Raw genomic sequence first — 8,214 nt, 5'->3', positions numbered from 1 at the left:
TTTACCAGTGCTCAGGTTTTTGACGATCGTAAACGCCCAAGCAACCGGAGATTTACGCCCCAGTCGTTTGCCCAAATCTTCTAACTGGGACTGGAATTCTCGCAAGTCGTTGGGTGCGATCGGCTCAAAACCGAACGCGACGGTGGCGGAACTTTTATCCGATCGAGTAACCCCTGCCCTTGTGCCAAATTCTTGCTCTTTATCCAAACGGAGTGTTAAGCCTTCGCTCGCTTCTTTTTCTTCCTCCCAGTTTTTATTTTCCGCACCCGGCTCTCTCTCTATATTTTGAAGAGGAATAGTTGAATTGTATATTTGATATGATTTGCGGACAGACGACAAATCGATGTGTTCAGTTTCGATAAATCGATTTGTCGAAAAATGACAAATCGGTAGTGACAGGCTTTTCAGCAGCTCAGTTAGCTTATCTTGGTTGATGGAGTAATACTTACATTGATCCCATTTTGCGGCCCTCAGCTTGGTACTGATGACCAAACCTAGCTGTTCCAATTTGGCGAATATCCTTCTGATTTTGTGTGGAGACAAGAAAGGGAAATTGCTCAACCAGTCGATCGCCTTACCGTGTTCTTCCGCCCGTTGCTGTTTTTCTGAGTCCCGGCATCTGATCGGATTTCTGATCCACTTTTGCCCGTTGGCTTGCGTCCCCGTCAGTTTCGGGTTTTGCAGGCAGTAGTAGAGTTGTTGCAGCACGGCCGCTTCTTCAAGTCCGATCGCAGTGGCGAGCATTCGCGGTAGCGGGATTGAATTTTCTTCGAGTAAAAATTGCGATGGCATGGTATTGTATTTTTGGAAAAGTTCAAGAGTAGGATTTGCGAACTTGCCATTTATCAACCCCGATCATTTCTACTGTTCGGGGTTGATTGCTTTGAGGAGCGTTAAAACTGAGAACACGCATACTGCCAGATGTCCGCTGCGATCGTATCTTTCGCGGGTACGATCGGGTCTTTGTCCGCGCGCTCTAAGGGAACTTCCCGGATCGGAGTCCCTTGGGCGTTCACCAGTTCGAGTCCCCGCAATGCCAGAGTTCCCTTGAAACAATCGGCTTGATATCGCGATCGCAAAGACCGCCTTCCGGGAACAGTGGCTAGGGTCACGGTGCGAAAAGTATTTTGCTTGACTCCGGCGTCGAATAGTCGGACTTGGGATGCGGTGTCGAAAAAGACTCGATCGCCGCCTCCTGTTTGAGCTATTTCTACCCATTGTGGCTGTTGAGCTTGAACCGGTGCCGCAGTGGCAAGGCTTAAGGCTGCGACTGTGATTATTTGGATTAGTTTGTTGTGCATTTTGTTTGCCTCGGCTTGGTTGACACACTAAAAGTCTATGCCTAAGCCAGAACTTCAGATGCGATCGCGTACAAAGCCTCCAACATTCCATCAACTTCTATTTGGTCTAGCGGCTTGCGGCCGCTGCGCCGGCACCGAGATTTCACATCAAACTTGTACCGATAGTAAAGTTCTAAGTAAAGTTTGCTCCAGATAGCCGGGTAGGAAATGCTGTTCCGCTGAGCGTAGTTGCGGACGATCATATTGGTGCGGCCTCTGGCTGGAATGTCGGCGGGCGATTCCTGTGAAAGTGGCAGCGCTGCTAATTCCGCTTCGGCTTGTTCTTTGCCAGCTACCAGTTGAGTCAGAATTACTTCCTGTTCTCGTTGCCGTCGCTCTACTTCCGCCATTGACTGAGCAACCTGAGTAAGCGCCTGAAGACTTTGAGCAAGTACGTCAAGTGATGACTGTGGGGGTAGCGGTTGCGAGGTTGTTGAGCGATCCATGCGATCGCCTTCAGCCACATCCAGCAACACAGTCCGAACTTGTTTGGCAACATCGGAGTCCCGCAGCAGCATTCCTAAACGGAGGGCGGCGCGAGGTGTCCAGATGGTGATATTGCTAGCCGTGGAAGTGAGTGACATCATGTCACTCACTTCATTCAAAGCTTTACCTCGCAATACTTTCACCCCATCAGAGTCGAGTTCGTCGCGGTGACGTTTAAATAATTGTCTTAACGTGGCGCTTGGCACATCGTAGTATTCGGCCATTTGTTCGGTAGTAGCCGCACCGGTTCCCTGCCACAAGGCAAAAACCAAAGCTTTAGCTTTACTGAGTACATCAGATGCCGCTTCATGGCTGACTTGGGTTAACTGTCCGTCGCGGGCTGTTTTGGATTCGAGCAAAATTTCAGTTGCGATCGCGTTCATAATTGACTCCTTTGTTTGAGAAACTGAAAACAGATAAATTCCCTGAGAAAACCTTATGGCTTTAATTAATTGCCCCGAATGCAAAGCTAAAGTTGCTACCACCGCTGCTGCTTGTCCTCACTGCGGAGCCCCCATTGCTGGCAAACGCTCTAGTCAAATTCAAGGAACTGATGCCCTGATTTTGCTAGGGTCGTGCATTGTGGGCTTGTTTCTGGCGCTTTTGTTGGCGCAGTTTGCGGATGAGGATCATATTGAGTGGCGGGTAATTCTAGGTTTTACCGGTTTGATTGCCCCTCCGGCTGCGGCACTTTACTGGTCGTCACGCAGACGGTGAACGTAAATTTGTTAGTTCAAAACTCCAAGTAACAACTTTAAAAACCTCTGTGATGCGTAAATATCCAGAGGTTTGTTGGTTTTACTTGACACGTACTAATCTAGCCCTTTTTTGCTTGACTTGTCAACCTTTAGTTGCAATAATATGGAAAATACTGATATCAAAGAAATAGTTATGCTACCCCTAAGTGAAATTTTGTCAGTTCGCTGGACTGAGGCGAGACAGCGCCAGTTAAGAAGATTGCGGGGAGATGTCAAGCTTACGGAATTGGCGCGAAAGTTAGCCGAGGCTGGGGTTCCAGTATCTCGGCAATACTTGCACCGTATGGAGACAGATCCCGAAGTCAAGGGAGCTTCCCCTGAGTTAATTCAAGGTTTGTGCCAAGTCCTTGATGTTTCGTTCCCAGAATTACTTTGCCTTGAGTCTCAAAGAATCTTGCAACTGGGGGTTGACAAGTGCAACTAAAGGTTGCATACTAGAAATATAGCAAAGGCGGTCAGCGTTCCCCTGAGAAAGTTGCACTGACCGCCCGCTTATCGCCCACCATTACAGTGAGACACCACCATGTTACCACTCCACACTCAAAAATCGCTCGACGCCCTAACCTGGAACGAAATCCAGAAGATCCACGCTTCTCTCGGACTCAAAGCCACCGCCACCACCCGCAGCCGCCGCGATTACCAAAAGCGCATCGTAGCAGCGATGCCGCAGCCCGTAGTAGAACCAGAACACACAGTAACCCCGCTGACCTGCGCCACTTGTCCTTTTGCCATCTTGCTCGACGACAACCGCTACGAATGCGGCGCTAAGGTAACAAACTCTGTTACTAGAGGTCACTGGGAAGCCAAAACCGATTGCTACGACGCAGTAGCTAAGGCTCAACCCGAAACCGAAACGATCAAGCCTGCCACAGAAGTAGAAGCGCCGATCACTCAACCGAAAGAAACACCCGCGCCAACCTTCAAAGAAATCACCGTAATCCAACCCGAACTGCACCAAGTCAAAGCACCCAAAACTTTCAACCATCCTTTCCGTTACCGCGCTGATATTTTCAACGGTCAGCATTCGTTCTCAAGTGCTACCTACGGACTCTGTGAGTGCGATCGCTGCGCTCCTGTCGCTCAACCGACAATCACCGAACCTGTAACACCCGGAACCGTCGCTACAACAACCGACGACGCACCTCCAAATCGAGGTGACAACGGACGCGGACGCGGGCGGGTGACGGCATTGACCGCTTTACCGGAGGCTACGATCGCATCTATACCCCATGCGACAAAGCCAAAGGCTGACGATAATTTCATGACAGCTTTTACGAGGGAGAGCGAAGGCGATCGCAAATTCAACGATATAGCTTATCTGCCGCAATTAGAAATGGAGGCTCAATTGGCTATTGAGCGAACTGTGATTGGTTCAGAAGAAGAGGCAATCGCCTACGCTCATTTACGGCAGATTGAAGCAGACATCAAATATTACGGTCAACCCAAACCCGAACCACAACCTTCTCCAGTAATCCAACAACTAGAAACACAAATGAAAGAACTTAAAACAGACGTATTGAGCTTGTTTAAAATTACAGCTTTCGATCCAAGTATTTTACCTACCTGTGACGACGAACCAGAACAGCCAGCAAAACAATCTGAGCCGGAACCCGAAGGCACAATTCACTGGGCGACGCCGCTGCTGCGAGGGGTGATTGTCGGAAAGAAGGGCGCAACTCGACAATTTTACATCCGCAATGACGAAATTTTTATCGCGCTCTCCAACGAGTTTACTGCTAGCGAAACTAAGCACCCCAACATTCGACACCGCCAAGTCCGCGAAGCAATGAACCTTGGTCGCACGTTTAACCCTCTCGTTTTTAAGTTATCGACCAACTTTGAGCGCGACACCGAGGACTACAACGGCATCGGTCGCATCCGCCAAGAGTGCGACGGTCGCTGGTGGGCGTGGTCGTCGACAGGGGTGACTGGGCATCCGTTCTTTTCACAAGAGCTAGCTTGCAAATATCTTGACCGCATTGCTGCAAGCAAACAAACGCAAAAGCAAACATCTTGCATCAAATAAATACCATTGTTCAGGGCCAGCGGGAACGGTAAAACGGCTGGTGAAACCAAAATAAATTAACTTAACCACGCAAACTATGGGCTACGCCGCAGACACTTTACTTCATTACATCAAAACCCTCTGGGAGCAAACCGACCTGCACTGGAACTCGGACAACCAAGCGGAAGTAGAAAGCATTGTGGAAAGTATTGAGTCCACAATTGAAAGCCAAATCAAACAAAAATTGCAATCAACATCCACCAGCCAAGCGGAACAAGCAAAACAAGAAGTTAAGGATTCCCAAGAAGCAGTGGCAATGTTCGCCGAACACCAAAAAAGGCAACTGCGCCTATCTGTTGCGACACCGATATTAACAGCGCTAATTCAAGCTGACGCTATGGCTTACACCACTGCCATGTCCATCGCAGCAAACGACCATGATGTTCTAACTTCAGTACAAGAGGTGCTGGACAATCGCAACACGCAAACGCAAATTATTTCAGAAGCTTTAAGTTACGCTGACTTACTTCTTAATGAAGTTTACGGACAGCAGTAATTATTGCGATCGCCAATCTGCGGTACGGCTGAACAGAACCGCCAACAAAACCAAAACAAATCAACCAAATTAACTAACTCAAAAACAATCATGACTAAGCAAGCCGAAACACAACAACGCCCCGCATTTTCCGTATTTGGTGCAAAAGCCGCTAACGAGCTTTTAGTCCCCGAAATTCCGATCGCAGTTCGCAACAATTGCCAATCCGGTCAGTGGGCGATCGGTGACACGGACTACGGCTCTAAGTGTTCAATGACAATCCTCAAGTTCTCTAAGTTCTTTGGTGATTTAGGTCAAACGTCAAATACTTTATGGGGTCAGCTTTGGTTCATTGCAGAAAGCGGTGAGTTACCCCAAGGAACAGTGATGGTTACATACATCAAAAACCGTAGCTTGAACGATTTTAACCGCTTGGTAGCATCAGTTCAGTCTCGCGGAGTTGAGCCTGCAACAGGGCTGTTTATTCCTGAATTCGCCAAGCATTCGGGTCAAAAGCCAGACGACAGTGGATTAGTAAAACCCATTAATTACTACAGCTTGAAATGGTCGTGGCAAGAGCGAAAAGATTGGGCGATTATCGAGCAAGCCGCAGCAATTTTATCTGATGCTAGTTGCCAGTCAAAAATGGTTGATTGGGATGGTACTAAGGCTATGCAGTGCTTGGACAATCTATCGCCACAAGAAGCTGCATACATTATGCGTGGTGACGCTTACTCCCAACCAGCGTTTGCCGCCGTTGACGATGCTCTAGATGTCAGAGCCCTACCGTCCGCTAGCTAGTTCCAACCCAAGGCTAGGTGGTTAATTGCTACCTAGCCGATCGCACTTCACAACCATGCAATACCCAACTATTGAAGTCCCCAACAACCTGCCAGATGGCGTACAAGAGCAAGTCGCGTATTTTTTGGCAGACTACCCAAAAAGTGGCCCTGCACTAGCTGAACGATACTTACAAATGGTCACAAGTGATGAATACCGCTCCCGTTCAATGGGGCGATCGGACAGCCAACAATTTGAAGCCAACAGAACCAAAAATGAGCCCCAAAAAGTTAGAAAAGGTACAAGCAAAAGTTCGCGCACTCGAAAGTCATCTTGACTGGTTCCATTCTGTTCCAATGTTTACACCAACCGATGCAACTTTTTGCTTGCTGAGTTATTTCTTGGGTTCGGAAAATGACTGTTTAGATTTTGAATTCACTACCAAGAAATTTGTTGCTGATTTTGTAGACAATCTAACCCTTGAATTTGTAGCGAAATATCAAGAGTTTTTCATCTATTATGATGACGATACGCAAACAATATTGATCTGCAAAGGAGAAGAAGCTTATGAATCTGAATCAATAAATTTATTGAATTTAGATTGTACAGCACAATCTTTGGGCGATAACGTACTTAAACTTGCTCAACAATTTCTAGACGCTTTAATTTTTGAGCAATCCTATAGTCCTGGTCAATTGCAATTGGAGTTTGCAGAATGTACGTGACACAAAATAAGGCTAATCAAGCATCAGGAAGACACGAGCTTGATTTCTACGAAACTCCCGCATGGCTAACCTTATTAGCCTTAGCTCACATTCCTTTCTCCGGTATGATCGGGGAACCTTGCGCGGGTCATGGCGCGATCGCCTCAATCATGACAGAAGCGGGCTTCAATGTTTGGCTCAATGACATTGACCCAGCCAAACCCGCCGACTACCACGGCGACGCGACACAACCGGAACACTGGAAAACACTGCCTCAAGCTGACTGGATTTTTAGTAACCCACCATACAGTGATTTGAGCGCACCGATCGTGCAAAACGCATATCAACACGCACGGCGGGGGGTGGTAATGGTACTCAGGTTAAATTGGTTTGAAGTTTGCGCCGATCGGGTTGATTTCATCAAGCATCACCCACCGACAACCATCCTAAACGTTCCCCGGTTTTGTTACACAAAATCAGCCAAGGGAAAATGGGCAACAGATCAATGTCCGACAAATATCTACTGTTGGGATAAATCTAACACCAGCGGATTGACCAGAATTGTGTCGCTGTCAAAAGATGACATTCCACTGTTTTACAGAACCCCAGATGAAGCCCCGACATTCGAGCGAGTCAAGGAAGAAATACCCCGCATTAATAAGTTAGCAAATCCTTCGGGGAAGCGGCAGACGCTCAAAGATTTGCAGAAATTGCTTGGCACTGACAAACCTGCATAACTTTTAACTAAGACCAACAAGAGGAAACCTAAAATGAGCTTAATTCATTGGACTGATATCACAGCTAATCCCATTCATATAGTGCGCGAAGATGGCAGCAACGGCGGACATTTTTGCAACAAAGTTTCTCTTGGCTGTCTGCATTGTTTTCCTGAAGCGCAAAACCAAAGTAGTTACTTTAGCTTTGCTAGTCATTTGCCCTACGCCGGCAAAGCGCCGAAAAACTTGATTTTTGACGATGTGGTTATGGAAAAATTACTTAGGATGCGATCAGGTAAAAAAGTTTTTCTGTGCTCCATGACTGACCTTTTTGGAGAGTGGGTTCCCGATGAGTGGATTGACAAAGCTTTTGTTTTTATGTTGTTAGCTCAACAGCACACTTTTCAGATTTTAACAAAACGACCACAACGGATGCAGCACTATTTATCAGATCCGGCAACAATTCATCGAGTCACAAAAAAAGCATCCGATCTTATGAATTTAAACTGCTTAAGTTGTTGGCCGTTGCCTAACGTATGGGTGGGAACATCGATTGAGAATCAAGAAGTGGTAGACCAGCGCATCCCGCACCTATTAAATACTCCGGCAGTAGTTCGGTTCTTAAGCTGTGAGCCGTTGTTAGAAAAGATTGATTTATTGGAGTTTCTGAATCATGCCATACGTCAAGCATCACGAAGAAGTTATCTATCAGGCGATTTTAAACAAGGAACTGGAGATCGATTCCGAAGGCAATATTTGGAGGATTGCCAGGAGGGGTTGGGACAGATGGACTCAACGCCCTTGGTTGAGCAATTGCAATCGGGTACGAGCAGGGACGAATACTGCCGATTATTTACACATCAAAGCGACGTACAACAGGGTGGCATATC

The 8,214-nt window shown here is 47.2% G+C and carries 11 protein-coding genes; 8 read left to right on the top strand and 3 right to left on the bottom strand.

The window, feature by feature from the left end; translation table 11 throughout:
- The 3 genes from QUA24_RS26215 to QUA24_RS26205 all read right to left on the bottom strand — a co-directional run.
- A partial coding sequence (locus QUA24_RS26215; protein ID WP_445242654.1) for a hypothetical protein occupies window positions 1-792 on the bottom strand: 792 nt, incomplete at its 3' end.
- 101 nt (window positions 793-893) lie between these two features.
- Complete coding sequence (locus QUA24_RS26210) at window positions 894-1,301, bottom strand: hypothetical protein (protein ID WP_333233281.1); 408 nt, start codon at window positions 1,299-1,301, stop codon at window positions 894-896.
- 41 nt (window positions 1,302-1,342) lie between these two features.
- Window positions 1,343-2,209, bottom strand: coding sequence for a hypothetical protein (locus QUA24_RS26205; RefSeq protein ID WP_333233279.1), 867 nt, complete (start codon window positions 2,207-2,209; stop codon window positions 1,343-1,345).
- Between the two features lie 55 nt (window positions 2,210-2,264).
- Here QUA24_RS26205 and QUA24_RS26200 point away from each other — a divergent pair, with 55 nt between their 5' ends.
- The 8 genes from QUA24_RS26200 to QUA24_RS26165 form a co-directional block, all read left to right on the top strand.
- Window positions 2,265-2,543, top strand: a complete 279-nt coding sequence (locus QUA24_RS26200; RefSeq protein WP_333233278.1) for a zinc ribbon domain-containing protein — start codon at window positions 2,265-2,267, stop codon at window positions 2,541-2,543.
- A 144-nt stretch (window positions 2,544-2,687) separates the two neighbouring features.
- Entirely contained in the window at window positions 2,688-3,008 is a 321-nt protein-coding gene (locus QUA24_RS26195; RefSeq protein ID WP_333233276.1) for a hypothetical protein, read from the top strand.
- A 99-nt stretch (window positions 3,009-3,107) separates the two neighbouring features.
- Entirely contained in the window at window positions 3,108-4,610 is a 1,503-nt protein-coding gene (locus QUA24_RS26190; RefSeq protein ID WP_333233274.1) for a hypothetical protein, read from the top strand.
- Between the two features lie 76 nt (window positions 4,611-4,686).
- Complete coding sequence (locus QUA24_RS26185) at window positions 4,687-5,145, top strand: hypothetical protein (protein ID WP_333233272.1); 459 nt, start codon at window positions 4,687-4,689, stop codon at window positions 5,143-5,145.
- A gap of 90 nt (window positions 5,146-5,235) precedes the next feature.
- The gene (locus tag QUA24_RS26180; protein ID WP_333233270.1) at window positions 5,236-5,925 is read left to right on the top strand and encodes a hypothetical protein; all 690 of its coding nucleotides are present in this window, start codon (window positions 5,236-5,238) and stop codon (window positions 5,923-5,925) included.
- 233 nt (window positions 5,926-6,158) lie between these two features.
- Window positions 6,159-6,629, top strand: a complete 471-nt coding sequence (locus tag QUA24_RS26175) for a hypothetical protein (RefSeq protein ID WP_333233269.1) — start codon at window positions 6,159-6,161, stop codon at window positions 6,627-6,629.
- Window positions 6,620-7,345 carry a hypothetical protein gene (locus QUA24_RS26170; protein WP_333233267.1) on the top strand — a complete coding sequence of 242 codons (726 nt, stop codon included), beginning with the start codon at window positions 6,620-6,622 and terminating at the stop codon, window positions 7,343-7,345. Before QUA24_RS26175 ends, QUA24_RS26170 begins: the two co-directional genes overlap by 10 nt.
- Window positions 7,346-7,378: 33 nt before the next feature.
- Window positions 7,379-8,214, top strand: an 836-nt coding sequence (locus QUA24_RS26165; protein ID WP_333233265.1) for a DUF5131 family protein, incomplete at its 3' end; no start/stop codon positions are given.

Source organism: Microcoleus sp. Pol12B5 (assembly GCF_036701335.1).
GTDB lineage: Bacteria > Cyanobacteriota > Cyanobacteriia > Cyanobacteriales > Microcoleaceae > Microcoleus.
Note: the sequence above shows the minus strand (reverse complement) of the source record. Positions and strands in the feature narration are given on the sequence as shown.

Bases quoted from the DNA above. Each gene is read 5' to 3' on its own strand.
- QUA24_RS26210 (WP_333233281.1), bottom strand. From the start codon at position 1,301: ATGCACAACAAACTAATCCAAATAATCACAGTCGCAGCCTTAAGCCTT.
- QUA24_RS26205 (WP_333233279.1), bottom strand. From the start codon at position 2,209: ATGAACGCGATCGCAACTGAAATTTTGCTCGAATCCAAAACAGCCCGC.
- QUA24_RS26200 (WP_333233278.1), top strand. From the start codon at position 2,265: ATGGCTTTAATTAATTGCCCCGAATGCAAAGCTAAAGTTGCTACCACC.
- QUA24_RS26195 (WP_333233276.1), top strand. From the start codon at position 2,688: ATGGAAAATACTGATATCAAAGAAATAGTTATGCTACCCCTAAGTGAA.
- QUA24_RS26190 (WP_333233274.1), top strand. From the start codon at position 3,108: ATGTTACCACTCCACACTCAAAAATCGCTCGACGCCCTAACCTGGAAC.
- QUA24_RS26185 (WP_333233272.1), top strand. From the start codon at position 4,687: ATGGGCTACGCCGCAGACACTTTACTTCATTACATCAAAACCCTCTGG.
- QUA24_RS26180 (WP_333233270.1), top strand. From the start codon at position 5,236: ATGACTAAGCAAGCCGAAACACAACAACGCCCCGCATTTTCCGTATTT.
- QUA24_RS26170 (WP_333233267.1), top strand. From the start codon at position 6,620: ATGTACGTGACACAAAATAAGGCTAATCAAGCATCAGGAAGACACGAG.